The sequence below is a fragment of the Paraflavitalea pollutisoli genome (assembly GCF_029360705.1).
Classification (GTDB): Bacteria; Bacteroidota; Bacteroidia; order Chitinophagales; family Chitinophagaceae; genus Paraflavitalea; species Paraflavitalea pollutisoli.
The window spans coordinates 831,227-857,254 of the sequence record NZ_JARKMX010000001.1; the positions used below are offsets into that span (position 1 = coordinate 831,227).

At 49.2% G+C, this 26,028-nt stretch carries 19 protein-coding genes; 16 read left to right on the forward strand and 3 right to left on the reverse strand.

Annotated elements, in window-relative coordinates; translation table 11 throughout:
* Window positions 1–100: 100 nt before the first annotated feature.
* From P2W70_RS03475 to P2W70_RS03510, 8 genes are all read left to right on the forward strand, one after another.
* Window positions 101–817: a phosphoadenylyl-sulfate reductase gene (locus P2W70_RS03475; RefSeq protein WP_276480029.1), complete on the forward strand. Its 717-nt coding sequence runs from the start codon at window positions 101–103 to the stop codon at window positions 815–817.
* 92 nt (window positions 818–909) lie between these two features.
* Complete coding sequence (cysD, locus tag P2W70_RS03480) at window positions 910–1,818, forward strand: sulfate adenylyltransferase subunit CysD (RefSeq protein ID WP_276480030.1); 909 nt, start codon at window positions 910–912, stop codon at window positions 1,816–1,818.
* A gap of 69 nt (window positions 1,819–1,887) precedes the next feature.
* A complete protein-coding gene (locus P2W70_RS03485) occupies window positions 1,888–3,129 on the forward strand; it encodes a sulfate adenylyltransferase subunit 1 (protein WP_276480031.1) in 1,242 nt (413 codons plus the stop codon).
* A 101-nt stretch (window positions 3,130–3,230) separates the two neighbouring features.
* Entirely contained in the window at window positions 3,231–4,085 is an 855-nt protein-coding gene (gene cobA, locus P2W70_RS03490) for a uroporphyrinogen-III C-methyltransferase (RefSeq protein ID WP_276480032.1), read from the forward strand.
* A complete protein-coding gene (locus P2W70_RS03495) occupies window positions 4,069–5,805 on the forward strand; it encodes a diflavin oxidoreductase (protein ID WP_276480033.1) in 1,737 nt (578 codons plus the stop codon). The genes cobA and P2W70_RS03495 overlap by 17 nt, the downstream gene beginning before the upstream one ends.
* Window positions 5,806–5,834: 29 nt before the next feature.
* The gene (locus tag P2W70_RS03500) at window positions 5,835–7,508 is read left to right on the forward strand and encodes an NADPH-dependent assimilatory sulfite reductase hemoprotein subunit (RefSeq protein ID WP_276480034.1); all 1,674 of its coding nucleotides are present in this window, start codon (window positions 5,835–5,837) and stop codon (window positions 7,506–7,508) included.
* 33 nt (window positions 7,509–7,541) lie between these two features.
* Window positions 7,542–9,068: a TSUP family transporter gene (locus P2W70_RS03505; protein WP_276480035.1), complete on the forward strand. Its 1,527-nt coding sequence runs from the start codon at window positions 7,542–7,544 to the stop codon at window positions 9,066–9,068.
* A 319-nt stretch (window positions 9,069–9,387) separates the two neighbouring features.
* Window positions 9,388–12,318, forward strand: a complete 2,931-nt coding sequence (locus P2W70_RS03510) for a TonB-dependent receptor (RefSeq protein ID WP_276480036.1) — start codon at window positions 9,388–9,390, stop codon at window positions 12,316–12,318.
* 77 nt (window positions 12,319–12,395) lie between these two features.
* Here the strand turns inward: P2W70_RS03510 and P2W70_RS03515 are convergent, their stop codons facing one another.
* Window positions 12,396–13,406 (reverse strand): homoserine O-acetyltransferase family protein, encoded by a 1,011-nt coding sequence (locus P2W70_RS03515; RefSeq protein ID WP_276480037.1) that lies wholly within the window; start codon window positions 13,404–13,406, stop codon window positions 12,396–12,398.
* A 69-nt stretch (window positions 13,407–13,475) separates the two neighbouring features.
* On the opposite strand from P2W70_RS03515, the gene P2W70_RS03520 reads away from it, so the two are divergent.
* The 3 genes from P2W70_RS03520 (at window position 13,476) to P2W70_RS03530 (ending at window position 16,029) form a co-directional block, all read left to right on the forward strand.
* Window positions 13,476–13,916 (forward strand): OsmC family protein, encoded by a 441-nt coding sequence (locus P2W70_RS03520; RefSeq protein ID WP_276480038.1) that lies wholly within the window; start codon window positions 13,476–13,478, stop codon window positions 13,914–13,916.
* A 73-nt stretch (window positions 13,917–13,989) separates the two neighbouring features.
* Complete coding sequence (locus P2W70_RS03525) at window positions 13,990–15,162, forward strand: trans-sulfuration enzyme family protein (RefSeq protein WP_276480039.1); 1,173 nt, start codon at window positions 13,990–13,992, stop codon at window positions 15,160–15,162.
* A gap of 42 nt (window positions 15,163–15,204) precedes the next feature.
* The gene (locus tag P2W70_RS03530; protein ID WP_276480040.1) at window positions 15,205–16,029 is read left to right on the forward strand and encodes a CHAD domain-containing protein; all 825 of its coding nucleotides are present in this window, start codon (window positions 15,205–15,207) and stop codon (window positions 16,027–16,029) included.
* A 60-nt stretch (window positions 16,030–16,089) separates the two neighbouring features.
* Here the strand turns inward: P2W70_RS03530 and P2W70_RS03535 are convergent, their stop codons facing one another.
* Together P2W70_RS03535 and P2W70_RS03540 are read right to left on the reverse strand one after the other, a co-directional pair.
* Window positions 16,090–17,364: a UDP-N-acetylmuramoyl-tripeptide--D-alanyl-D-alanine ligase gene (locus tag P2W70_RS03535; RefSeq protein WP_276480041.1), complete on the reverse strand. Its 1,275-nt coding sequence runs from the start codon at window positions 17,362–17,364 to the stop codon at window positions 16,090–16,092.
* A gap of 136 nt (window positions 17,365–17,500) precedes the next feature.
* The gene (locus tag P2W70_RS03540) at window positions 17,501–19,102 is read right to left on the reverse strand and encodes an SUMF1/EgtB/PvdO family nonheme iron enzyme (protein ID WP_276480042.1); all 1,602 of its coding nucleotides are present in this window, start codon (window positions 19,100–19,102) and stop codon (window positions 17,501–17,503) included.
* Window positions 19,103–19,279: 177 nt separating this feature from the next.
* On the opposite strand from P2W70_RS03540, the gene porU reads away from it, so the two are divergent.
* From porU to lolB1, 5 genes are all read left to right on the forward strand, one after another.
* Window positions 19,280–22,708 (forward strand): type IX secretion system sortase PorU, encoded by a 3,429-nt coding sequence (gene porU, locus P2W70_RS03545; RefSeq protein WP_276480043.1) that lies wholly within the window; start codon window positions 19,280–19,282, stop codon window positions 22,706–22,708.
* 191 nt (window positions 22,709–22,899) lie between these two features.
* Window positions 22,900–24,072 (forward strand): type IX secretion system outer membrane channel protein PorV, encoded by a 1,173-nt coding sequence (gene porV, locus P2W70_RS03550; RefSeq protein WP_276480044.1) that lies wholly within the window; start codon window positions 22,900–22,902, stop codon window positions 24,070–24,072.
* A gap of 85 nt (window positions 24,073–24,157) precedes the next feature.
* Window positions 24,158–24,634: a 2-C-methyl-D-erythritol 2,4-cyclodiphosphate synthase gene (gene ispF, locus P2W70_RS03555; protein WP_276480045.1), complete on the forward strand. Its 477-nt coding sequence runs from the start codon at window positions 24,158–24,160 to the stop codon at window positions 24,632–24,634.
* Between the two features lie 18 nt (window positions 24,635–24,652).
* Window positions 24,653–25,096: a dUTP diphosphatase gene (gene dut / locus P2W70_RS03560; protein WP_276480046.1), complete on the forward strand. Its 444-nt coding sequence runs from the start codon at window positions 24,653–24,655 to the stop codon at window positions 25,094–25,096.
* 37 nt (window positions 25,097–25,133) lie between these two features.
* Window positions 25,134–25,964, forward strand: a complete 831-nt coding sequence (gene lolB1 / locus P2W70_RS03565; protein ID WP_276480047.1) for a lipoprotein insertase outer membrane protein LolB1 — start codon at window positions 25,134–25,136, stop codon at window positions 25,962–25,964.
* Window positions 25,965–26,028 lie beyond the last annotated feature (64 nt).

Consider the following 26,028-nt stretch of genomic DNA (forward strand, 5'->3'; position numbering starts at 1 on the left):
ATTGTTACAACTATTGTTGTTGCTGTTGATTCATTATTCTCCATTTTGTTGCTTGTTTCTCTGCTAACTTTTATTGATTACCGCTGAATTGTCAACCTACATGCATATGTCACTCCAGAATTATATTCCTGATTTAACCTACCAGTCGAGTGGACTATCGATTGGAGAGACGATCGCGCTGCTGGCAAGGACCTTTCCGGCACAGGTGACTTTTTCTACCAGCTTCAGCTTTGAAGACCAGGTGGTAGCTCATGAGATCTTCAGCAATAGCCTGCCTGTGAAAGTATTCACGCTGGACACCGGGCGTCTGTTTGCGGAGACTTATTCTGTTTGGAATAGTACCAATTCAAAATATGGGTCGAACGTAAAGGCTTATTATCCCAATAATGTGCTGCTGGAAGAGTTTGTGCAGGAAAACGGACCCAATTCATTTTACGAGTCGGTCGATCACCGCAAGAAATGTTGCTTTATCCGGAAAGTAGAGCCATTGAAAAGAGCGTTGCAAGGCAATGCTGTTTGGATCACCGGTTTGCGTGCCGAGCATTCTCCCGACAGGAATAACCTGACGGTGTGGGAGTGGGATGAAGGCAATCAGGTCATCAAATACAATCCTTTGCTGGACTGGAATACCGAGCAGGTACGCCAGTACATCGATAGCAATAATGTGCCTTACAATCCATTGCATGATAAGGGTTTTGTGAGTATCGGATGTGCGCCCTGTACGAGGGCAATCAGGCCGGGCGAAGACTTCCGTGCCGGACGCTGGTGGTGGGAAGATGCCAGCAAAAAGGAATGTGGACTTCACGTTCACTCCTGACGGGGGGCAGTTGAAGCGCGGTTTGCCCTCTAAAAGGGCACGATCGCATCTATGAATTGAAATACTTTTGAAGGAATAAAAATATTGAACGAATGAGTGCTTACAGATTAGATTACCTGGATCAGTTGGAGGCGGAAGCGATACATATCTTCCGGGAAGTGGCAGGTCAGTTTGAGCGGCCCGCTTTGTTGTTTTCGGGAGGTAAAGATTCTATTACACTTGTTCACCTGGCATTGAAAGCTTTCAGGCCTGGTAAGTTTCCTTTTCCGCTGGTACACATCGATACCGGCCATAATTTTCAGGAGGCGCTTGATTACCGTGATGCCCTGGCAGCTCAACTTGGCGAAAGGCTCATAGTACGCAATGTGGGTGATACCATCAAAGCCAAACAGCTGACTGAGCCCAAGGGCAAGTTTGCCAGCCGGAATGCCTTGCAAACGTTTACCCTGCTCGATACCATCGAGGAATTTAAGTTCGATGCCTGCATCGGTGGTGCACGCCGCGATGAAGAAAAGGCCCGGGCCAAAGAGAGGATCTTTTCTGTACGGGATGAATTTGGTCAATGGGATCCCAAACTGCAGCGCCCCGAACTGTGGAATACCTACAATGGTAAGATCCACAAGGGAGAGAATGTACGGGTATTCCCGATCAGCAACTGGACAGAACTCGATGTGTGGAACTATATCCGTCGCGAGAAGATCGAATTGCCTTCTATTTACTTTGCGCATGATCGTGAAGTGATCGAACACCAGGGGCAATTGGTGGCCATGTCGGAGTTTATTCAACTGGAGCCTACCGATAAGGTATTTACCCGTAAAGTACGGTATCGTACCGTGGGTGATATGACCTGTACGGCAGCTGTTGAATCGGGTGCTTCCACGATCGACGATATCATCAATGAGATCACGGCTACCAAGACCAGTGAGCGTGGTGAGACGCGGATCGATGACCGGGTATCGGAAGCGGCCATGGAAGACAGAAAGAAGAACGGTTATTTCTAATGCACCTGGCCGTTGAAGGCCGTTGCGAATCGATGAACAATCATTAAGAAAACACAACAAATTATAAACATGGACTTACTTCGTTTCATAACTGCCGGTAGCGTTGATGATGGCAAAAGCACGTTGATTGGCCGGCTGCTGTATGATAGTAAGAGCATCATGATCGATCAGCTGGAAGCGATCGAACGGCAAAGCAAGAACAAAGAAGAAGGGGAGATCGATCTCGCCTTGCTGACTGATGGTTTGCGTGCCGAGCGTGAGCAGGGCATCACCATTGATGTCGCTTATAAATACTTCTCTACTCCCAAAAGGAAGTTCATCATTGCCGATGCGCCCGGGCATATTCAGTATACCCGCAACATGGTGACCGGCGCTTCCAATGCCGACCTGGCGATCATCCTCATCGACGCGCGCAATGGGGTGGCAGAACAAACACGCCGTCACTCGATCATTGCCTCCCTGTTGAATATTCCGCATATCGTGGTGGCCATCAATAAAATGGACCTGGTCGATTTCTCTCAGGATGTATACAACAATATCGTGATCGATTATGCCAAGGTTGCGCAATCGCTGGGCCTGAAGCAGGTAACCTATATTCCGCTGAGTGCCTTGCAAGGCGATAATATCGTGGAGAAATCGGAAAAGATGAGTTGGTATGAAGGTCCTTCGCTGCTCCATTTCCTGGAAGAAGTGCAGGTTCAGGATACCATCAACCTGACCGATGGCCGGTTCCCGGTGCAATATGTAATCCGTCCTCAAACAGAAGATCTGCATGATTACCGGGGATACGCCGGTAAGATCATCAGTGGTATTTACAAAGTGGGTGATGCGGTGACTATACAGCCTGCCGGCATATCCACCAGGATCAAAGCCATTGAATTGGGCGGCAAGGAAGTGCCCGAGGCATTTGCTCCTCAAAGCGTGATCCTGCACCTCGAAGACAATATCGATATCAGCCGGGGCGATGTGATCGTCAACAGTACGCAACCGGTAAAAATAGCCCAGGAGTTGGAAGTGCTGTTGTGTTGGATGGACAATAAGCCATTGGTGCCCGGCAACAAGTATTTATTACAACTCAATAGCCGCGTAGTGCGTTCGGTGGTGCGGAACATCGAATTCAAACTCGATGTCAATACCCTCGAGCGTAACGAAGCGCCGGCGCAGGCAGTACTGAATGATGTGATCAAGGCGACGATCAAGACGGCTTCCCCCATCCCGTACGATGCTTACCAGGATCTGCGGGCGAATGGTGGGGCTATTCTGATCGACGAGACCAGTCATGTGACGGTTGGTGCCTGTATGATCCAGTAAAATTATTGCCCCGGGCGGCAGCGCTGCCCGGGCCTTTGAAAAATACGATAAGTAGGAAGTATATTTTTATGCCCCTTTAATCTACTAAAAAAGTAGACATAATGAAAGCAAACCACACAGGTAAAGTGATTCTGGCAGGTGCCGGTCCGGGTGATCCCGAACTGCTGACCATCAAGGTGGCCCGATACCTGCAACAGGCGGATGTAGTATTGACCGACCGGCTGGTGAGTGAGGATATCCTGAAGGCCTATGTACGGCAGGATGCAACTTTGATCTATGTGGGCAAGCAGTGTCGCCGCGGTGCTTCTACACCGCAGGAAACGATCAACGAGCTGCTGGTGGAATATGCCGAACAAGGCAAACTGGTAGTGCGCCTGAAAGGGGGCGATGTATCTATCTTTTCCAATATCCTGGACGAGCTGCAAATACTGGCTGCTCATCAAATTCCTTATGAGATCATTCCGGGAGTGACGTCGGCCCTGGGCGCCGCGGCCTATGCCGGTATTCCGTTGACCGCCCGTGGATATTCAACCGCGGTTCGCTTGTTGACCTATTATAAATCCGATGTGGTTACCGACGCTTACTGGAAGGAACTGGCGACCACGGATGATACCCTGGTATTTTATATGTCGTCGGAAACCCTCGAAGGGGTGGTAGCCAACCTGACCCGGCATGGTATCAACGGCGATAAATTACTGGCTGTGGTGGAGCAGGCAACAACCCCGCTGCAGAACCTACAGGTGTGCAATATTTACGATTACAATGAACAGTTGAAAGGCAGGAAATTCATTTCTCCTTCACTGGTGATCATAGGCCGGGTAGTAGGACTGCATGAGCAGTTTGGCTGGCTGGCCAACAGCAATAGCCGGGAGGAGTACTTTAAGCCCGTAGCCAAATTATTTACAACCATTACTGACCATACTGAAAAAGTAAAAGACCATGTTAGTAGAGCCTAAATTGAAGTTGTTGCTTGACCTGGTAAACGGTTCCTCCAGGGATGAACTGATCTGGATGAACGGGTACCTGGCAGGCTTGTTGGCGCAGCCGCAAACGGCGCAAGCTGCTATTGCGGCTCCGGCAGCCGCGGTTGTCGCTGCAGCAGACGCCAAGCCGGCCGTACAGAAAATTACGATAGCATACGGTACGGAGACCGGTAACTCCAAAAAGCTGGCTGCTGATTTCGCTTCACAAGCGAAGAAGAAAGGCATCAATGCCAAGCTGGTGAGCCTTGATCAATATAAGCTCAATGACCTGTCGAAGGAAGAGTACTTCTTTACCATCATAAGTACACAAGGTGAGGGTGAGCCACCTGCCACTGCTAAGAAGTTCTATGACCATATTCACCAGAATGGCTTCAAGCTGAGCCAGCTCAAATTTGGCGTACTGGCATTGGGTGATACCTCTTATCCGCTATTTTGTAAGGCCGGCGAAGATGTGGATGCACAGTTGCTGAAATTGGGTGGACAGCGCATTGCGACGTTGCAGCGTTGTGATACGGACTATCATTCGGAAGCGACCAGCTGGTTCTCCGACGTGCTGACCCAGCTGACAACGGCCAGTCCTGCGGCGGCGGTAGCTGTTGTTGGCGCACCCGTTGCTAAAAAAACGACTGGTAAGAAAATATACACCGGAAAGATACTGACCAACCTCAACCTGAATGACCGGGATTCTTCCAAAGAAACCTATCACATCGAGATTGGTGTTGATGACGAGGTAGACTATTTGCCGGGCGATTCCATCGGAATCATTCCTGAAAATCCCAGAACAGCGGTGGATACCATTCTTGCGCTGGGGTTCAGCAACAATAATACCCCTTTCACTTTCCGCAACGAGTCGGATTCGATCTACAATCACCTCCTGAAGCGGATCAATATTGCCTGGCTGCCGGAACGCGTTGTGAAGCAGTATGCTGCGATCGTGAAACAGGATATTCCTGAAACGAAGATCGGGCTGGTTGACCTGATGAAGATCTACCCGGTCAAGGACCTGCAGCAGTTTCATGAAGTGGTGTCGATCCTGGAGCCGATAACGCCCCGGTTGTATTCGATCTCTTCTTCGCCCAATGCGCATTCGGGAGAAGTACATATTATCGTAGCCCGCGATACCTTCTACATCAACCAGGAGCTCAAGTTTGGCTTGTGTTCGGACTACCTGTCGCAGCAGCTCGCTGTCGATAGGGAGATCGAGTTTTATGTGCACAAGAATAGCCAGTTCAGGTTGCCCGAAGCAGGCAAAGATGTGATCATGGTGGGGCCGGGTACCGGCATTGCACCTTTCCGTTCCTTTATTGCCGAGCGCGATGCTACCGGTGCGGAAGGCCGCAACTGGTTGTTCTTCGGTGATCAGCACTTTGTATCTGACTTTCTGTATCAAACGGAGTTGCAGAACTGGTTACAAACCGGTTCATTGACGAATATCAGTCTCGCTTTTTCACGCGACCAGCAATACAAGATCTATGTGCAGCACCGTATTCTGGAAAAGGCAGCGGAACTGTGGAAATGGATCAGTGGCGGTGCTTACATCTATATCTGCGGTGCCAAAGAGCCTATGAGTGTAGATGTGGAGTATGCCCTGCTGCAGGTGATACAACGCTACGGCAGCAAGACGGATGTACAAGCGCTCGAATTCCTCGATCAGTTGAAAGAGGAAGGCAGGTACCTGAAAGATGTTTATTAATCAGCTAACGACCATTCATCACAGAATATATGAGTACGAATAAGAATTTGTCGCCCGTAGAAAAGATCAAGGCCGAAAGTGACGCACTGCGTGGCACGCTGAAGCAAAGCTTGCATGATGATATTACCGGAGCACTTCGTGAAGATGATCAATCGGTAATCAAGTTTCACGGTATGTACCAACAGGATGACCGCGATCGTCGCGAGGAGCGGAGTGCCAAGAAACTGGAATGGTTGTATTCCTACATGGTACGATTGCGCCTGCCTGGCGGTTTCCTGACACCGGAGCAGTGGGTGGGATTACACCATATTGCCGGAGAGCATTCTACCGGTGTGTTCAAAATTACAACCCGGCAGACGATTCAGCTGCATGGCATCCTAAAATCGCATATCAAGCCTACGTTGCAGGCTTTCAATACTATCCACCTCGATTCTATTGCTGCCTGTGGTGATGTGAATCGTAACGTCGTTTGCGGTGCGCATCCGAAACAATCACCGGTGCACGAAGAAGTGTTTGCTTACGCCGACAAGCTGAGTAAGCTGGCGTTGCCCAAGACAAAAGCCTATTATGAAGTGTGGCTGAATGAGAAGCCGCTGATCGATAAGAAAGAGGAAGAAGATCCGCTGTACCAGGAGCGTTACCTGCCCCGTAAGTTCAAGATCGCCCTGGCCATACCTCCACATAATGATGTGGACGTATTTACCAATGACCTTGGCCTGATCGCTATTGTGGAGAAAGGAAAGTTGATCGGCTTCAATATTGCCGTTGGTGGCGGTCTGGGTGCTACGCATGGAAATGCCAGTACCTATCCTCGGTTGGGCTCTATCCTTGGTTTTGTACGCGGTGAAGAGAATACCCTGAAGGCGGCGTATGAAGTGATTACGATTCAACGGGATCACGGTAACCGCAGCGACCGTAAATTGTCGCGCCTCAAATATACGGTTGACCGTATGGGGGTAGAAGCTTTTAAAGCTGAGTTGGAAAAGCGTTGTGGTTTTGCACTGGAAGAAGCTAAACCCTTTGAATTCAATCATCGTCCGGACTATTATGGCTGGCACCAGAACCATGAGAAGAAATGGTACTATACGGTGTTCTCCGAAAACGGCCGAATCCTCGACGATGAGCAGGTAGCTATGAAAACTGCCCTGCTGGAAGTAGCCAAAACTGGCAAGGCCAATTTCCGTTTTACTTGTAATCAAAATGTCATAATCAGTGATATCGATCCGAAAGACAAAAAGGCGATAGAAGCTATTTTGGAGCAATTCGGTATCATTGCACATACAGACAAAGCCGGGTTGGTACGGAAGGCTGCTATTGCCTGTGTAGCGTTCAACACCTGCCCGCTGGCACTGGCAGAAGCCCAACGGTACCTGCCAACGTTGATCGGTAAGATCGAGCCGCTGATGGAGAAGCATAAGATTGCCGATGACCAGATATCGATACGCATGACCGGTTGCCCGAACGGCTGTGGCAGACCCTATGCTGCCGAAATTGGTTTTGTGGGCACGGCTTACGGACAATACAATATGCACCTGGGTGGTGACCGTGATGGTATGCGCCTGAATAAAAAGTACAAGGAGAGCCTGGATGAATCGGCTATCTTGCGTGAACTCGATAGTTTATTTGAAGCCTATAGCCAGAAGCGGAAAAAAGGCGAGACGTTTGGTGATTTTGCTGTACGTGAACAATGGGTTTCCGCTTAGTATATGATCATCATTAAACTCAATAGCTGAAGGATGTCGACGGAAATGCAACAAACGCCGGTTCAGGGAACTTCCGCCAATGGGCAGGATGGCAACCATCTATTCCCTGTATTTCTGCGGCTCGAGGTCCTGGAACTGCTGTTGGTGGGAGGCGGAAAAGTAGGGTTGGAAAAGCTGACGGCTATCCTCAACAATTCGCCGCAGGCGAAGGTGCTGGTAGTGGCGATCAACGTGTTGCCCGAACTGCGTGAACTGGCTGCTCAATTTGACCAAATTCATATTGAAGAGCGGGCGTTTGAAGAAGCCGACCTAGACGGCAAAGATCTCGTGGTCATTGCGGTGGATGATAAAGCTGCCAGCCAGGCCATCCGTGAAGCTGCCCGTGCCAGGAAGATCCTGGTCAATGCCGCCGATAAGCCCGATCAGTGTGATTTTTACCTGAGCTCTGTCGTACAGAAAGGGAATCTGAAAATAGCCATTTCTACTAACGGTAAGTCACCAACAGCTGCAAAGCGCATCAAAGAGGTGCTGAACAAGGCTTTGCCTGCTGAGTTGAATGACGTGATCAATAACCTGCATACGGTTCGTAACAAGTTGAACGGAAATTTCGAATTTAAGGTTAAGAAGCTCAATGAGCTGACCAAAATACTGGTAGAGCGTGACAATGCGGAGAAGGAACGGCGCTGGCGTAAAATTGCCACCTATTCACTGGTGGCTTTTGCCTTGATGCTGGTAGGGCATTTTATCTTTTCGTACCTGCCTTTACAGGAGATCGCCGATGATACCATTGCCTGGTACCAGACGCTGGACAAGAACTTTCATTGGATGGTGGGCGCAGGATTTCTGGCCCAGATGGTGGATGGAGCGCTTGGCATGGGATATGGTGTTACCAGTTCCACCGTGCTGCAGGTAGCGGGTGTGAGTCCGGTAGCCATCAGTGCGAGTATCCACACGGCGGAGATGTTTGCCAGTGGCGCTTCTGGCTATAGCCACTACAAGTTTGGCAACGTCAATAAAAAGCTTTTCAAAGCTTTGGTCATTCCTGGGGTCATCGGGGCCGTTTTGGGGGCTGTATTGCTCTCCACGTTTGGAGAGACGCATATTGAATATGTTCGCCCCATACTGGCTGCCTATACCATGTTCCTGGGTTTGAAAATACTGTACAATGCGTTCCGTAGCCAGCAACAAAAAAAGAAGTTCAAGCGATACAGTACCCTGGCGGGTGCAGGTGGGTTTTTGGATTCTTTCGGTGGCGGTGGCTGGGGCCCGATTGTTACGACCACACTGATCGACAAAGGTAGAAGCCCCCGGTTTGTAATCGGGTCGGTGAGCCTGACGGAGTTTTTTGTAACCCTGGCGAGTGCTTTCACTTTTTTCACCCTCCAAGGGGTGTCGCACTGGCAGGTGATCGCTGCGCTGATCATTGGAGGTTTACTGGCTGCACCGCTGGCGGCCAGGCTGGCTGGTAAGCTACCGCGAAAGACTGCCATGGTACTGTTGGGTGCACTGGTTATTTTCTGGAGCGTTCGGATTATTTACGGCATGAAGATATTTCACTAAATAAAAAGCCCCGCGGCCATGCGCCCGGGGCTTTCTTATATATTAATAGTCCATTAAAATAATAGACTGTATTTCGAAAATATCCTTTAAATTAGCGCCATGATGCAATACCATTCGACTCCCTCACGACTATACTACGTGGCTACGATCCATGCTTTGGAGTGCTATTGTTGTACTAACAAATAGCAGCCGCCCAGGTTCATCATTCCAACATAATTACTCAATCCCGTAACCCGGATCAACACCCTTGTCCGGGTTTTATTAGACCATATAAGTCTATTAAATAAATAGACTTTAACCTGCAAATATCAACGACAACATGAAACCTTTTGTTTTATTCTTCGCAGCCCTGTTGAGTCTGGGCTCCCTGAATGCCCAGAATATTACGCTGATAGAGATAGCGGGGCGCGTAACCGACCAGGAAAAGCATGAGCCGCTTTCCGATGTCAGCATCCAGATCAAAGGTACGGTTCAAGGCACTGTAACCAACCGATCGGGTGAGTTTACTTTACGCACCAAGACCAAACTTCCCTTTACGCTCATATTTTCTTCCGTTGGGTATAAGAACCAGGAGTTGGAAGTGACCAGCCTCGGTTCTAACCTGCAAGTGGCTTTGGCTACCCAAACCTATATCGGTACCGAAGTGGTGGTCACGGCTTCCCGTGTACCGGAAAGCATCCTCAAATCGCCGGTGGCGATCGATAAACTCGACATTCGGGCGATCCGGCAAACAGCCGCGCCTAGTTTTTACGATGCCCTAGAGAATATCAAAGGAGTGCAAATGACGACCTCCAGCCTGACATTCAAGGTGCCCAATACGCGCGGGTTCAATATCCCCAACAACTTCCGTTTTATGCAATTGGTAGATGGGGTAGATATGCAGGCGGCTACACTGGGTGTACCGCTGGGCAATGCGATCGGGCCCACTGAGCTGGATATCCAAAGTGTGGAGATCACGCCGGGTGCAGCATCGGCACTCTATGGCATGAATGCCATCAATGGCATGGCCAACCTGATCACCAAAGACCCGTTTACTACCCAGGGACTGAGTTTTTATCAGAAGACGGGAGTGAACCATGTCGACAACAGAGACCACGATGCCGGTATCCTGACCGAAAGCGCCTTTCGATATGCAAAAGCGTTCAACAACAAGTTTGCCTTTAAAGTAAACTTCAGTTACCTGCAAGGTATCGATTGGATCTCCGATACCCGACTTGATCAAAACCCCAACAACAAGAACTCTGCAAACCCCGCCTTTCCGACCCTGAATGGCGCGAACAATGCAGCATTCGATGGCTGGAACAAATACGGCGATGATGCCTTGCAATTGAGCAATACTGTATCCGTCACCGGACTTACTATCGACAACGTATCCGATCGAACACTCACGGTGGCTCGTACTGGCTATTGGGAGAAAGATTTGGTAGACCCGAAAGTAGACAACCTCAAAGCCGATCTGGCATTGCATTACCGGCTCAACAGTAAAACCCTGCTGTCGTACACCTACCGGATCGGTAAAATGGATGGTGTATTTCAACGTGGTAATAAAGTTAAACTGGATAATGTGGTGGTTCAAAACCATCACCTGGAGCTGAAAGGCGAGAACTACAATATTAAAGCTTATGTAATTAGGGAGCGGACGGGCGATTCTTATAACGTAAAGCCGTTGGCAGACAATATGGATCTGTATACCGGGGGTAGTGGTAACGCGTGGGGTGCCAAGTATAAAACGGCCTTGAACAATTACGCCGCGGCCAATGGGGGCAAGCTCACTTCAGCCAACCTGGCTGCCGCTACCGCTTATGCGCGGCAACAGGCAGATGCTGGCCGGGCCGAGCCTGGTACAGAAAGATTTGCCCGGGTAAAAGATTCCATCATCAGGATCAACAACTGGGATATCAAATCAACGCTGATTCCCGATGCCCCAGCTACAGGTGGTGCTGCGCTGATCCAGAAAAGTAATGTTTACCACATCGAGGGTCAGTGGGACCTTACTAAATACACCAAGGTGCTGAACCTGCTGGTGGGTGCCGATGCGCGCGTGTACGAGCTGATCCCTGATGGTAATAATTTTGTAGATTTTAGCCGCCCGATCGATCAGCGTAACCTGCCCGAAAAGGATGGAAGCTATGGTGACAATACCTATTACAAGAAGTTTGGCGGTTTTGCACAAGCCACCAAGACCTTTTTCAATGAGAAGCTGAAGATCTTTGCTTCGCTTCGCCTGGATTACAATCCTGAATTTGATCCGAAGTTCACGCCCCGGTTGGCGGCAGTGTACACGCTCAATGAACGTCATAACCTGCGCGCTACCTTCCAGCAAGGATATCGATTCCCTGCATTGTTTGAGGCGCTCTCTTACGTTAACAACGGTCGTGTAAAGCGTGTGGGTATCCTGCCTGTTATTAATGAAGGATTGGGTTTCCGTGAGAACAGTTATACGCAACCTTCTGTTGCAGCTTTCAATACGGCGGTAAAAGCAGCTGGTAATACCGACGCTGCCGCGCTTGCCAATCGCAACTTGCTGGAAGTCGCCAGTCTGCCCGACGGACGACCTGAAGGGATCAATTCTTTTGAAGTAGGGTATAAGAGCGTATTGCTGAACAATAAACTCCTGATCGATATCGATGCCTATGCGAATGTGTATGATGGTTTTCTGGGGCAGGTGCAGGTATATGTGCCGAAAGGTGAAACAGTCGGTTCTGACGCTGCTGTGATTGCCATGATCGACAGAAACCGTGATGCGACGAATCCAGGTAGTGGCAACGCCGGTAGCAAGGGTCAGGATCGCTATCGCGTGTATACCAATGCCAAGAACAAGTATACCACATATGGTTCTTCACTCGGCATTACCTATAACTTCATCCGCACCTTTACGATTTCGGGTAACCTGAACTACAATGATATCAAGGGGAATGCTACACCTGACCTTTTTGTGACTGGCTTTAATACTCCCAGGTGGACCAGCAACCTGTCATTGGGCAACCGCGCCATTACCCCGAATATCGGTTTCAATGTAACCTGGAGGTGGCAGGACGCGTTCTTGTGGGAAAGCCCGCTCGTGACTGGTCGTGTGGCTGCCTATCAGACAATCGATGCACAGGTAACTTTCAGGCTTCCTGCTTTGCATAGCTCGATCAAAGCTGGCGGCACCGATCTGCTGAATCATCGTTACCTGCAATATGCAGGAGGTCCATCTCTCGGCGGCCTGTATTATGTGGCCATTACGGTAGACGGTTTGTTGAAATAATTACTGATCAAATAAAAAAAAGTCCTTGCAGGGTTCAATACCGGTGCAAGGACTTTTCGTTTATTAATACTAGTAAGCTAGTCGTTCAGCCAGTTTTGCAGGCATTGGGATATTTTAGCACCTTCTACAATGAATCCATCGTGGCCATAGGAGGAGTCGATCTCTACCAGGGTGGCATGGGGCAGGTGTGATTGCATATGCCGCTGCTCCTCGAGCGGGCACAGAATATCGCTGCTGATGCCGATGAGTAATGTCTTTTGCTGTATGCTCTGTAATACTGTTTCTGCATTACCACCGCGTCCACGTCCCAGGTGGTGTGTATCCATGGCTTTGGTGAGTGTCCAGTAGCTGAAGGCATTGAACCTTTTTACCAGTTTATCACCCTGGTAATTGATATAGGAGGCTGCACGGTAGTCGTCGAGTTTCTCGCCGTCGGTATCCGTTTGCTGCTTGACCATAATGCCGTAGTTGCGATAGGTAAGCATCCCTACAGCACGGGCTGCCTTCAGGCCTTTGCTACCTGCTTGGGGAGAAGATTCGGGCCAGGTGCTATCCGCTTCGATGGCCAGGCGTTGGGTAGCATGCACAGCGATGCCCCAGGCACTTTCGGTAGGAGAAGTAGCCAGCAGGAAGAGACGTTGGATGACTTCTTTTTCTGCCACGCACCATTCCAGAGCCTGGTAACCGCCCATGCTTCCGCCCATCAGCAGGTAAATGCTGTCGATGCCGAGGTGCTTACGCAGCAATATATGGGCCTGCACCATATCGCGTATGGTGATGAGGGGAAAATCGTGGTAATAGGGATGCCCTGTTTCCGGATTGACGCTGAGCGGTCCTGTGGAGCCGTAACAGGACCCGAGAATATTGGCGCAAACTATAAAATACTTTTCCGGGTTGACGGCATAGTCTGACCCCACAACGCCTTTCCACCAGTCGGCTACATCGGAATTGGCGGTAAGGGCATGGCAGATCCAGATTACCTTACTATCGGCCTGGAAAGTGCCGTAGGTGTGATAGGCAATGGTGATGCCTGGTAATGACTGGCCGCTTTCGAGCGGAAATCGTTGATGAAAATGGAAATACTTCATTCTACCGAATAGCTAATTCAGGGTGCAAAGTAAATGTCTGCATGAATTACATTTGCAAAAATCTTTGCCATGATCAAAATTGAGTTAGAAAGGGTTGCAGGCGATTACGGATTTGCTGCGAAAGACGCTTACGGCCATGTTGTACATACGGACAGCAGCCCGGAATCGGGCGGTACCAACTTTGGCGTAAGACCTATGCAGTTGTTACTCATGGGGTTGGGAAGTTGCAGTGGGATCGATATCGTGTCAATTCTGAAGAAACAAAAACAAACGATCGATAGCTTTACCATGAAGATCGAAGGACTGCGGGAACCCGGCAAAGAGCCTTCTATCTGGCAGGATATTACCATCGTTTTCGAGCTGGCCGGAAATATCGACCCTGAAAAGGCCCGTAAAGCCTGCCAGTTGTCTATGGACAAATACTGTTCCGTGGCCGAGACGCTTCGCCGCGCGGGGGGTAACCTGAAATGGGAGGTAGTGGTCAACGCCGGTCAAACGACGGTTCAGTAGTTACCTTTACATTTAATATCATTCCATTTAACTTCCAGGCAATGCTGCTTTGGAGCAATTTGTAAATATCATCATGTCACAACATCCCATTACAAAAGCAATACGTACGCAGACTGACAGAACGCCCGAAATGGAGCATTCTACCCCTTTATTTCTAACAAGCAGTTTCTGTTTTGATACGGCGGAAGATATGCGCGCAGCTTTTGCTGATGAGACAGATGACAATATATACAGTCGTTTTACCAACCCTAATGTAAAGGAGTTTACAGATAAGATCTGTGCATTGGAAGGTGCCGAGGCTGGCTATGCTACTGCATCGGGCATGAGCGCCATCTTTGCTTCGTTTATGGCATTGATGAAAAAGGGCGATCACCTGTTGTCCTGCAACGCCATCTTTGGAAGCACGCACACCGTGGTAACGAAATTCCTGCCCAAATATGGCATCGAGTCATCGTACGTGAGTGCTGCAGCAGACGCAGCTACCTGGGAAGCTGCTATTCGTCCCAATACTAAAATGATCTATATCGAAACGCCTACCAATCCGGGCCTCGAGATCATCGATCTGCAAATGGTATCGGCTATTGCAAAAAAGCACAATATCATCCTCAATGTCGACAACTGTTTCGCCACGCCAATCGGCCAAAGGCCGATCGATCTGGGAGCCGATATCGTCGTGCATTCTGCCACCAAATGGATCGATGGCCAGGGTAGGGTACTGGGCGGTGTGGTAGTAGGTCGTCCCGATCTGATCAAGGATATTTACTTGTTTTGTCGCAGTACTGGACCTTCCTTGTCTGCATTCAACGCCTGGTTGTTGAGTAAGAGCCTGGAGACGTTGGATGTGCGCATGGAGCGTCATGCCAACAATGCGCTCAAACTGGCGCAGGCTATCGAAGGCCATGCAAAAGTTTCCTGGACCAAGTACCCCTTTCTTGCCAGCCATCCGCAACATGGCATTGCTGTTAAGCAGATGAAAAATGGGGGTGGAATTGTGTGTTTTGAATTGAAGGGGGGCCTGGAGAGTGGCCGTAAATTCCTCGACAGCCTGCAGATGCTTTCCCTGACTGCAAACCTCGGTGATACCCGTAGCATTGCGTCGCATCCTGCCAGCACTACTCATGCCAAGCTTACAGAGGAGGAGCGCCTGGCGGTAAACATTACCCCGGGACTGATCCGTATTTCTACCGGTCTTGAACATGCTGAAGACATCATCCAGGACATTCTGCAGGCCTTGGACAAAAGCTAAATTGCCGGTGTAAATAGTGTACCTTAATTACAAACGGGGAGTATGAAAAAGGCCTACCTGGCAGATGTGATCAAGAAGCATGGCCGCCGAATACGGCGCTATGGGAAACAGCTGCCTGGTAGCTTTGATCCGGAAATGGTGCACGACCTGCGGGTAGAGTATAAAAAGCTTCGGGCGTTTATCCGCTTGCTGCAGGAAGGCAAAAAAGGGAAGGATCTGGACATGCCTGCCGATATCAAGAATATGTACCATGCCGCGGGCCGGGTGCGTGATCTGCAACTCTTCGTGCCGCAAGTGGCAGACAGGGAAGCCTTGAACGGTATCGTGTTGGGGGAATATAGCGCTTACCTGCAGCAACGATTGTTTCGGGCGAAAGAGTCACTGGTCAGGGTGATCGAGCACATGCATGCCGGCAAAGGTGTTGAACAGCTGACGAGGGCACTACCTGCCTCGTTGGATGATAAGGTCATCCGCCGGTTCATTCATCGCAAGATCGCTTCGGTGCATGTGATCCTGCTGGCGTTGGAACAAGATCGGGAGCTACATTCGATCCGAAAACAATTAAAAGATATACTCCTCAATATCCGGTTGTTTGACAGTGACTGGGGTATCAGCTTTCCCGTCACAGCCTGGCGCAGCGAAAAGAAACTGACCGACGTGGCTGCATTGTTGGGTGACTACAATGATCGCTGCCGTGCGCTTTCATTTCTTTCCGAAAGCATGATCTATACACTGCCCGATGTGGAGAAGGATCTGTTGCGTGCCTGGCGGGCAGATCTGTCCTTTGAAAAAGGAGTCATCAGGCAACAGGTCGGGGAACAACTCTCACAACTACAACTTGTCGCCAATTTTGAAAGGCAACTATAATGCAGCAGGCCCCGGAACTTCCGGGGCCTGCTGCATTATGCGATATACTCTATTACCTGATTATGCCAGTACTTTCTCCATCTGCATACTGCGTGAGCCTTTGATCAGTAAAAAACTATTGTGCAGGTTTTGTGACTTAAACCAGTCTGCTGCTTCCTGCGCATTCTCTTTGCGGATAAAGGGGTGTTCGATCTTCATGAAGTCTCCACCTACTAGTATGACCGCATCCCATTGGTGACGTTTGATGAGGTCCACCAACTGCCGATGCTCTTCGATACTTTCGGGACCGAGTTCGGCCATGGCCCCCAGCATCAGTATTTTATGGTCGGCCTTGATGCCGGCAAAGTTTTCAATGGCCGCTTTCATGCTGCTTGGGTTGGCATTGTAGGCATCCAGGATGATCTTGTTGTCTCCTTTTTCTATCAGCTGTGAACGGCTATTGGACGGTGTGTAGCTTTCGATGGCTTGCCGGATATTGGTGTCGCTAACTTTAAAGTGTCTGCCTACTGTGGCCGCCACCAATACATTGGGCAGGTTGTAAGCGCCGACCAACTGCGTCTGGATGGATAAAGGCGTACCCGCCGTGATCGCAACGGACAGAAAGGGCTCGCTTTGCAATAGTTCGCCAGTGACGTCGGCATTGGAAGTTCCATATTTAATGATATGAGAAATCCCCTCACTCATCTTATGAAGGTAGTCGTAGTCCCACATGACGAAGGCGGTTCCGTTGTGTGCGCGCAGGTAGTCGAAGAGTTCACCTTTTCCTTTGCGTACACCTTCTACGCCCCCAAATCCTTCCAGGTGTGCTTTGCCGGCATTGGTAATGATGCCATGGGTCGGCAATGTATACGCACAGTATGAGGCAATCTCTTGTTGGTGGTTGGCGCCCATTTCGATGACCGCCATTTCTGCATCTTCCTTCACACGCAGAATGGTCAGGGGAACGCCAATATGGTTGTTCAGGTTGCCCTGGGTTGTATAGGTTTTATAGGTAGTCGACAGTACCGTACTGACCAGTTCTTTGGTTGTCGTTTTACCATTGCTACCGGTGATAGCGATGAAAGGTATCCTGAACTGTTGCCGGTGGTATTTGGCCAGTTGCTGAAGTGTGTCCAGTACATCAGCCACGAGAATGATCCGGTCATTGGGAGTAGTAGGAGCCTCGTCAACGACAGCGTAGGCTGCGCCGGCGGCGAGTGCTTTTTCGGCAAATTGATTGGCATTGAAGTTGGGTCCTTTCAAGGCAAAAAACAGGTCGCCTGCTTTCAGGCTACGTGTATCGGTTTGAACTGAGGGGTATTGTTTGAATATGCTATAGAGTTGTTCGATCGTCATATGACAAATATAATAAAACCGGAAGGTCTTGTTGGGAGATCGGTTGAAAGATTCGGATACGGGAGGATATAGCAGGGGCAAAAAAAACATCCCGCTGTTGACGGGATGTTTTTCAGTATGATGGAAAACGCGTTGATTAACGTTTTCTGGTATTTTGTCTTCTTTGTGGGTAGTCGATACCGGTCTTGCGGCCGTTACCTTCAGGGCTTCCTACGCGGTCCATAGCGCAACGGAAACCAACGGTGCTGCTACCCTGATCTTCTTCCAGGAAGCGGCGTGTACCGGGCGACAGATAGTAAGGACGATCGTTCCAGCTACCACCTTTGATCACACGCGACTTGTCGCTGATGAGGGTAGTAAAGCCATAACCACGACCACCATTCTTCAGGTTCTCTGCCACATCGGTAGTACCATAGGTTACACCGCTTACCAGAGAGTCACCATCCAGATAGTTGATTACATTAGCCTTTTGGTAGTTACGACGGTTCTTGCTTTCTTCGTCGGTTGCGTATACTCTCTTCACACGACCCAGGCTGTCTTTTTCAAATTCGCCATCGGCGTTCTTGAAATCGTTCTGGAAGTAGTTACCGCGGAAAGGAGCTACGTCATCCTGGTCAACAGAAGACAGCGGGCGGTAAACGTCTTCCACCCACTCGTTTACGTTGCCAGACATATTATACAAACCAAAAGCGTTCGGGAAGAAAGAGTTAACAGGCGCCGTGTATACCGCACGGTCGTTCAGACCACCGGCAACACCCATGTTATCACCATTACCACGTTTGAAGTTGGCGAGGAAGGTACCTTGCCAGCTACCGCGGCGGTTATCACGCAGGCCGTTTACATTCTGGCTCCAGGTGTATACCTGTTTGTTGGTGATCAACTCTTCACCACGTTTGCCTTCTTTTTTGCTGGGTGAAGGGTTTTGACCTACCAGGCCGAGGGCTGCATATTCCCACTCTGCTTCTGTGGGCAGACGATAAGAAGGCAGCAGGATACCATCTTCAAAGGTTACAGTAGTACGAGGGGTACCGTTGGGGTTTTTCAGCGGGTTCTTTTTAGAACGTACCTGATTGCCCGGTGTTGGTGTGGTAAGACCCAGCAAATACGCTTTCGTATTGAAGGACTCGCCGCCCTGACCTTGAATATTCTTGAAGCTGTTCTTGTTGACAAATCCTTTGTCCATCAGGGCTTTTTCGTTTACCCGGTCTGAACGCCAAAGACAGAAATCGTGTGCTTGTCTCCAGGTAACACCTACCACGGGGTAGTAGTTATAAGAAGGGTGACGGAAGTAGTACTCCACCATAGGTTCGTTGTAACCCAGCTCACTACGCCATACCAGCGTATCGGGGAGGGCGCCTTCACGAACGGCTTTGTACTCGTCTGCGTCGAACACGTTGTTGATCCAGTACAAATATTCACGATAGTGAATATTGGCTACTTCGCTACGGTCAATGTAAAAAGAGTTGACGGTTTTACGACTAGGGATATTGTTCCAGTCGGACATTACATCCTCTTCTACAGCGCCCATCTGGAAGGTACCACCCTGCACAAACACGAGGCCGGGACCGGTGCGTTGTTCCTTTTCGCGGGATACCTGATAGCCGCCCATGTTCTTATCATTATAATTCCAACCGGTGACGTCAGATTTCTCCTGCTTTTTGCCAAAGAGGCCCCCGTTTTTGCAGGAAGACACCGCCGCAGTACAGGAGAGCAGGATAAATAGGTTTTTCAGATTCATTTTGATAACTTTTGCCTTTGGTTCAATTAAGTTAAACGTGCTTTAAAAGCAAATATTGTACAGTTTTTCGGGCCGTTTATCCACAGGGTTGACACAGAGGCGAATATAGTCACTTTCAGGTAACCAAGCTTTTTCGCCGAACACTTATTCCCTTTAAAATGAGCTATTTTTGAGGTAATGCGTCCCCGCTGCTGCTTCCCCCTATTGTTGGTCTTTGCCCTTTTTGGAGGGACTTTTGTTGCTACCGGCCAGAGAACATATACGGAACAATCCGTGTTGGCGGTTGGGAGTTGGTACAAAATTGCTGTTAAAGGCCCCGGAATCTATAAAATAGACCTCCCTTTTCTGGCATCCCTGGGTGTCAATACAGCTTCGCTGGCCTCTACCTCCATCCGGCTGTTTGGTAATAGCGGTAAAATGTTGCCGGAGGATAATATTACCCCTGTAGTGGATGACCTTTCCGAAAACGCCCTTTGGGTCGAAGATGGCGGTGATGGGGTATTGAATGGTCCGGACTATTTATTATTCTATGCGCCTGGCCCCCATACCTGGCAACCGGATCCCCTCAATCGCAGCTTTACGCACACCAAGAATGTGTATACGGACCAGGCCTTTTATTATTTGCAGGTAGGCGGAACGGGCAAGCGTATTACCACAGCGAATCCGTCAGGAGGAGCCAATATCAATATTAATAGTTTTTCTGAAAGATATTACTACGAGCACGATACGGTAAACCTGTTAAGCAGTGGCCGCCAATGGTTTGGAGATGATTTTGCCGATGGTCCGGGTAAGGTCAAAAGCCGCGTTTACAACATTTCAATACCCGGTATATCCGGCCAGGCCGTTACTGTCAAAGCCAATTGCCTATCCCGTGCCTTCGGGGCATCTGGTCGTTTTCAGGTGTCGGTCAATAGCCAATCGGTATTAAATATGGATATACCTCCGGTAGCTACAGGACCCTACGATCAATTTGCCCGAATAGGGGAAGCTTCCGGTTCCTTTGTTGCGACTCAATCTGAACTGGCAGTTCGGTTTGACTATACCCCGGGAAGTGCCAATGCGCAAGGGTGGCTCGACTGGTTTGAGTTGTTTGCGCGTCGGCCCCTGGCAATGGCAGGTAATGAGCAATTACATTTTCGCGACTGGCTCAGTGTAGGTACTGGCAATACCGGCAGTTTTGTAGTTAATAATACAGCTCCTGCTACACAGGTTTGGGAGGTCACCAACGCCCGGGAGCCCATACGGATGCGGCTGACGGCCAATGGTTCCAGTCAGCAGTTTGTAAATGACTGCAACGTATTACGCGAGTATATAGCCTTCAATACCAGTGGTTTATTGTTGCCTACGGCAATTGGTCGTGTGGCCAACCAAAACCTTCACGCCCGGATCGATGTCGACTATGTAATAGTTGCTCATGAGTCGCTGTGGGAACAGGCTCAGCGGTTGGCTGCCTTTCACCGGCAAAACAACCAATTGAGGGTTACGGTCGTTTCAGCCTCACAAGTGTTCAATGAATTTTCTTCGGGATCGCCCGACCCTTCGGCGATCAGGAATTTCATGAAGATGTATCATGACAGGGCTGGCGCAGACACTACAAAGCGTGCGAAATACCTGTTGTTGCTGGGTGACGCCTCTTTCGATTACAAGGACCGGATCACCAATAATACCAACCTGGTCCCGGCCTGGGAAAGCCCCAATTCGCTCGATCCATTGGCCACTTACACCTCGGATGATTTTTTTGGCCTGCTGGATGACAATGACCATATTAATGGTAACGGCACTTATTTGCTGGATATAGGAATTGGCCGCATACCGGCCCGGAACGAACGGGAGGCCCGGGCCATTGTAGACAAGATCCTGGCGTATCATCTGCCTTCTTCCCTGGGCCCCTGGCGCAATGAACTCAGTTTTATAGCGGATGATGAAGACAACAACCTGCACTTGCAGGATGCGGAAATCATTACACAATCGGCTGCTGCCACTGCTCCGGTATTTAATATAGACAAGATCTACCTCGATGCCTTCAGGCAGGAAAGTGGAGCCGGAGGCAGTCGTTATCCTGCTGTCAACCAGGCCATCAGTGATGGGCTATTTAATGGTACACTGATCTGGAACTACAGCGGGCATGGTGGCTACCGCAGGCTGGCAGAGGAAGTGGTATTGGACCAGGATATTATTAATACCATCAATAACCCCACTAAATTGCCCCTGTTCATCACAGCGACCTGTGACGTGGCTCCTTATGATAATCCATTGATCAGCTCTATCGGCGAAAACCTGCTGTTGCGCGAGAAGACCGGCGCTATAGCCTTGATGACTACGACCCGACTGGTGTTTGCATTCAGTAACCGGGTGATGAACAAGAACTATATAGAAACGGCCTTGCAGCGACAAGCGGATGGTAGCTATCTTTCCCTGGGTAATGCCGTACGCCGGGCGAAGAACCTTACTTATACATTATCCGGCGATGTGATCAACAACCGGAAATTTACCCTGTTGGGTGATCCGGCCATGACCCTGTCCTATCCGGTCAATGCTGTATCGACCACCGCGTTGAATGGAGTACCGGTAGCGTCCAGGCCGGATACGCTCAAGGCGCTTTCGGAGTATACGATCACCGGTGTCGTCACAGATGCATCTGGAACCGCCATTCCATCATTCAATGGCACTCTTTATGCAACAGTGTTCGACAAATCGCAAACCATGACTACGCTGGGTAATGATCCGGGTAGCCAGGTGGTGGCGTTTCCCTTGCAGAAGAATACGCTTTTCAAAGGAAAGGCATCGGTGAAAGATGGGAGTTTCTCATTCCGGTTCGTTGTGCCCAAAGACATTAATTATCAATTTGGTCATGGAAAGATCAGCTATTACACGGAAGATGGGAAGGTCGATGGCAATGGTGTGTTTACGAATATCATTGTAGGCGGGTCGGGCGATAGTACGCGCGACCGGGAAGGTCCGCATATTAAAGCCTACCTGAACGATGAACGATTTATCAACGGAAGTATCAGCAATGCCAGACCGATATTGCTGGTACGGCTAAACGATTCGTCAGGCATCAATATCATGGGTACGGGCATTGGTCATGATCTGGTAGCGATACTCGACCATGATCAGCAACAGCGATATATCCTGAATGAATTTTATGAAAGTGAGTTGGATAACTACCGGTCAGGCATGGTGCGTTTTCAATTGCCGGTGATGGCAGAAGGCGCGCATACGCTTACGATCAAAGCGTGGGATGTGGTCAATAACTCCAATGAAGCTACCCTGGAATTCAGGGTATTGAATCAGGAAAAGCTGGCCTTGGACCATGTTTTGAATTACCCGAATCCGTTCACAACCCGCACCACGTTTTGGTTTGAGCACAATCGGCCTGGTGAAGAGCTGTTGGTAGATGTTCAGGTATATACCGTAACCGGCAAGCTGGTAAAGAACATCCGCCGTACAATATTTTCCCCCGGTAGCCGTTCGAGTGAGGTGGAGTGGGATGGGCGCGATGAATATGGAAGCAAAATTGGTCGTGGTGTATACATTTACCGATTACGGGTACAAACAGTGGACGGTAAAACCGCCCAAAAAATAGAAAAATTGTTTATTTTGTAATTAGTATTTGTATTTTTGGCCTTCATATTTCAACCGCCTATTGAATTGACATTCTACTCTGAAAGTTTTATTTGCCTCAGCAAGGCCATCTTGCCAAAACTAACCTGATCCGAAACCTGATTCTTTTTTTTATTATTTGATTGCATTTGCTGTTGGCGGAATTACCTTAAAACACGACAAATTACTCTTGTATGAAATTTAAGACCTTAAGACTGACTGCCGTTCTATGCCTATTGGTGGGGGCCAACTCATTGATTGCTCAGGATACGCAGCCCATCAATGTAGTTACGACAGCAGTTCCATTTCTTCGTATTTCACCCGATGCTCGGGCAGGTGGCATGGGCGATTTGGGCGTAGCCACTACCCCAGATGCAAATTCTGCTTTCTGGAATCTGGCGAAAACGCCTTTTGCTCAAAAGAATTTTAGTGCTGGTTTGACCTATACTCCCTGGTTGAAGGACCTTGGCCTCAACGATGTTTATTTATTGGCATTGGCAGGCTATTACAAGTTAGACGATCTGCAGGCAATTTCTGCCTCTGTACGCTACTTCAGCCTGGGTAATATCCAATTCACCAATGGAAACGGTGATTATTGGGGAGATGGTCGTCCGCGTGAGTTCGGCATCGATGCCGGATACTCCCGTAAACTTTCTGATAAAATGGGTCTGGGTATCGCCTTGCGTTTTATCAATTCGAACCTGGCAGCAGGTGCCCCTTCTACGGGTACTACCTACAAGCCTGGTCGCACGGTAGCTGGTGACATCTCTTTCTATTATAATGGTGTTCTCGAGTCTGGTAATGGCTGGGCTTTTGGTGCTGTATTAAGCAACCTCGGTGGCAAGATCGGTTATACCAACGATGCACAACAAAGAGATTATATCCCGGCGAATCTGAGCCTGGGTACTACGTATACAGCAGCGATTGATGATGCCAATAAGATCCAGTTTGGTCTGGACCTGCACAAATTGCTGGTACCAACGCCCCCCAGCTTAAAAGGAGATGGTAGCTCTGAAGATTCTCTGAAAATCGTACAGTATCGGGACAAGAGTGTTGTCAGCAGCTGGTTCAGCTCTTTCGGAGACGCTCCCGGTGGCTTTAGCGAAGAATTAAAAGAGTTCCAGGTTTCGGTAGGTGCAGAATATAGCTACAATGACCAGTTCTTTGCACGTGCCGGCTACTTCTACGAAAACAAGGATAAGGGCAACCGCAAATACTTCACGGTAGGTTTGGGTCTTAAATACAATGTATTTGGTTTGAATTTCTCTTACCTGGTGCCTTCAGGCTCTGGTGTAAACCGGAACCCCTTGTCCAACACATTGCGCTTCGGCCTGATATTTGACCTGGACAGCGACAGCGGCAATTAATCTAAGAACGTATTTATTAAATATATTTGGGCGCCCCAAGCAATTGGGGCGCTTTTTCATTTACCATTAAATACATTTCAAGCGTATGTTCCGGATTGGCTTTGGCATAGATTTTCACCAGTTGGTAGAGGGCAGGCAGTTATGGATAGGTGGTGTCAATATTCCACACCACAAAGGAGCTTTGGGCCACAGCGATGCCGATGTGCTGTTGCACGCCATTTGTGATGCCTTATTGGGGGCGCTGGCATTGGGCGACATTGGTATCCATTTTCCCAATACCGACCCTGCTTATAAAGACATCGATAGCAAGATTCTCTTACAACATTCTTATTCGCTGGTAAAATCGAAAGGGTATAAGGTGGTGAATGTGGACTCCTCCATCTGCCTGGAAGCTCCCAAGATCAAGAAGTATTCCGGCGACATGCGGCAGGTGATTGCTTCGATACTGGAGATAACCGTGGAGGATGTTTCCGTAAAGGCTACCACAACCGAACAAATGGGCTTTGTGGGCCGCGAGGAAGGGTTGGTAGCGTATGCCAACGTGCTGCTTCAAAAATCCTAAATACTTTACCTTTGCGCCATGTCAAAAATTCAAGTCAAAATAATTAATCAATCCAGCAACCCTTTGCCCGAGTACGGTACCCCAGGATCAGCAGGTATGGACCTTCGTGCCAACCTGGAAACCCCCGTCGTATTGCAGACACTGGAACGCACCCTGATTCCTACCGGCCTGTTTATGGAATTGCCTGAAGGATATGAAGCACAAGTGCGCCCCAGAAGTGGCCTCGCGATCAAGCAAGGGCTCACCTGCCTCAATACACCCGGCACCATAGATTCCGATTACCGGGGAGAAGTGAAGGTGATATTGATTAACCTGTCACAGGAACCACAAACCATCCAACACGGCGACCGGATCGCTCAAATGGTGGTGCAAACAGTACAGCAGGTGGCCTGGGAAACGGTCGAGGCCATTGGTTCCACCCAGCGCAGTGACGGTGGTTTTGGACATACCGGCAAATCCTAAGCAGTTACTCCAATAGTAGATTTACATATTCGCATTTATGACATATTTCAAGTGGTTAGGGGTCTTGGCTTTTATCGTTCTCGGCATACAAATGAGTAGTTGTCGGTCTACCCGCAAGATCCAAACAGCCATTACCAAGAAGGATACGGCTATCGTGGTAGTGGTACCTGAGGTGGACCGGAAAGCCGATTCGACCCAATACATACACCAGGTTTTCCAGGCTATACAGGCCAATCGGATTACCGGTTTCCGCACCATGACTGCCAAGGTAAAAGTGGATTACAAAGGGGCCGATGGCAAGAAACTCGACTTTACAGCCAACGTACGGCTTCAAAAAGACAGTGCGATCTGGATCAGCATCAGCTCTATTCTGGGCGAAGCCCTCCGGGCCATGGTGACAAAGGACAGCGTGAAGGTTTTGTACAAGCTGGACAAAACAGTGCAGTTGCGGTCGATCGAGTATATACAGGAAGTAACTAAAATTCCCTTCTCCTTTAAAGAGTTGCAAGACCTGTTGATAGGCAATCCCATCTATCTCGATAGCAATATCGTATCCTACAAAAATGAAGAAAGAGCGGTTTCCCTGATGAGCGTGGGAACCTTGTTCAAGCATTTTCTCACGGTAAACCGGGGAGATTATGCCCCGCTTCACAGCAAGCTCGATGATGTGGATATGATCAGGGCACGTACCTGCGACATTACCTACGGAGACTATGAATCGAAGAATGGGATGAATTTTGCCAAGTATCGTAAGATCGTGGCTTCGGAAAAATCCAAGCTCGAAATTGAATTGCAGTTCAAGCAATTTGACTTTAACGAACAATTAAGCTTTCCTTTCCCTATTCCGAAAAATTATAAGCGTCAATAAACGTTAGAGAGTACAATCTTTTACGCATTTGGAACGTTGCTGTATAGATTGCGCCTTGGGATAA

Coding starts and splice junctions, on each gene's coding strand:
- cobA (WP_276480032.1), top strand. CDS start 3,231: ATGAAAGCAAACCACACAGGTAAAGTGATTCTGGCAGGTGCCGGTCCG.
- P2W70_RS03520 (WP_276480038.1), top strand. CDS start 13,476: ATGATCAAAATTGAGTTAGAAAGGGTTGCAGGCGATTACGGATTTGCT.
- P2W70_RS03510 (WP_276480036.1), top strand. CDS start 9,388: ATGAAACCTTTTGTTTTATTCTTCGCAGCCCTGTTGAGTCTGGGCTCC.
- P2W70_RS03540 (WP_276480042.1), bottom strand. CDS start 19,102: ATGAATCTGAAAAACCTATTTATCCTGCTCTCCTGTACTGCGGCGGTG.
- P2W70_RS03515 (WP_276480037.1), bottom strand. CDS start 13,406: ATGAAGTATTTCCATTTTCATCAACGATTTCCGCTCGAAAGCGGCCAG.
- P2W70_RS03475 (WP_276480029.1), top strand. CDS start 101: ATGCATATGTCACTCCAGAATTATATTCCTGATTTAACCTACCAGTCG.
- P2W70_RS03535 (WP_276480041.1), bottom strand. CDS start 17,364: ATGACGATCGAACAACTCTATAGCATATTCAAACAATACCCCTCAGTT.
- P2W70_RS03495 (WP_276480033.1), top strand. CDS start 4,069: ATGTTAGTAGAGCCTAAATTGAAGTTGTTGCTTGACCTGGTAAACGGT.
- ispF (WP_276480045.1), top strand. CDS start 24,158: ATGTTCCGGATTGGCTTTGGCATAGATTTTCACCAGTTGGTAGAGGGC.
- porV (WP_276480044.1), top strand. CDS start 22,900: ATGAAATTTAAGACCTTAAGACTGACTGCCGTTCTATGCCTATTGGTG.
- porU (WP_276480043.1), top strand. CDS start 19,280: ATGCGTCCCCGCTGCTGCTTCCCCCTATTGTTGGTCTTTGCCCTTTTT.
- P2W70_RS03500 (WP_276480034.1), top strand. CDS start 5,835: ATGAGTACGAATAAGAATTTGTCGCCCGTAGAAAAGATCAAGGCCGAA.
- P2W70_RS03530 (WP_276480040.1), top strand. CDS start 15,205: ATGAAAAAGGCCTACCTGGCAGATGTGATCAAGAAGCATGGCCGCCGA.
- lolB1 (WP_276480047.1), top strand. CDS start 25,134: ATGACATATTTCAAGTGGTTAGGGGTCTTGGCTTTTATCGTTCTCGGC.
- P2W70_RS03505 (WP_276480035.1), top strand. CDS start 7,542: ATGTCGACGGAAATGCAACAAACGCCGGTTCAGGGAACTTCCGCCAAT.
- P2W70_RS03485 (WP_276480031.1), top strand. CDS start 1,888: ATGGACTTACTTCGTTTCATAACTGCCGGTAGCGTTGATGATGGCAAA.
- P2W70_RS03525 (WP_276480039.1), top strand. CDS start 13,990: ATGTCACAACATCCCATTACAAAAGCAATACGTACGCAGACTGACAGA.
- dut (WP_276480046.1), top strand. CDS start 24,653: ATGTCAAAAATTCAAGTCAAAATAATTAATCAATCCAGCAACCCTTTG.
- cysD (WP_276480030.1), top strand. CDS start 910: ATGAGTGCTTACAGATTAGATTACCTGGATCAGTTGGAGGCGGAAGCG.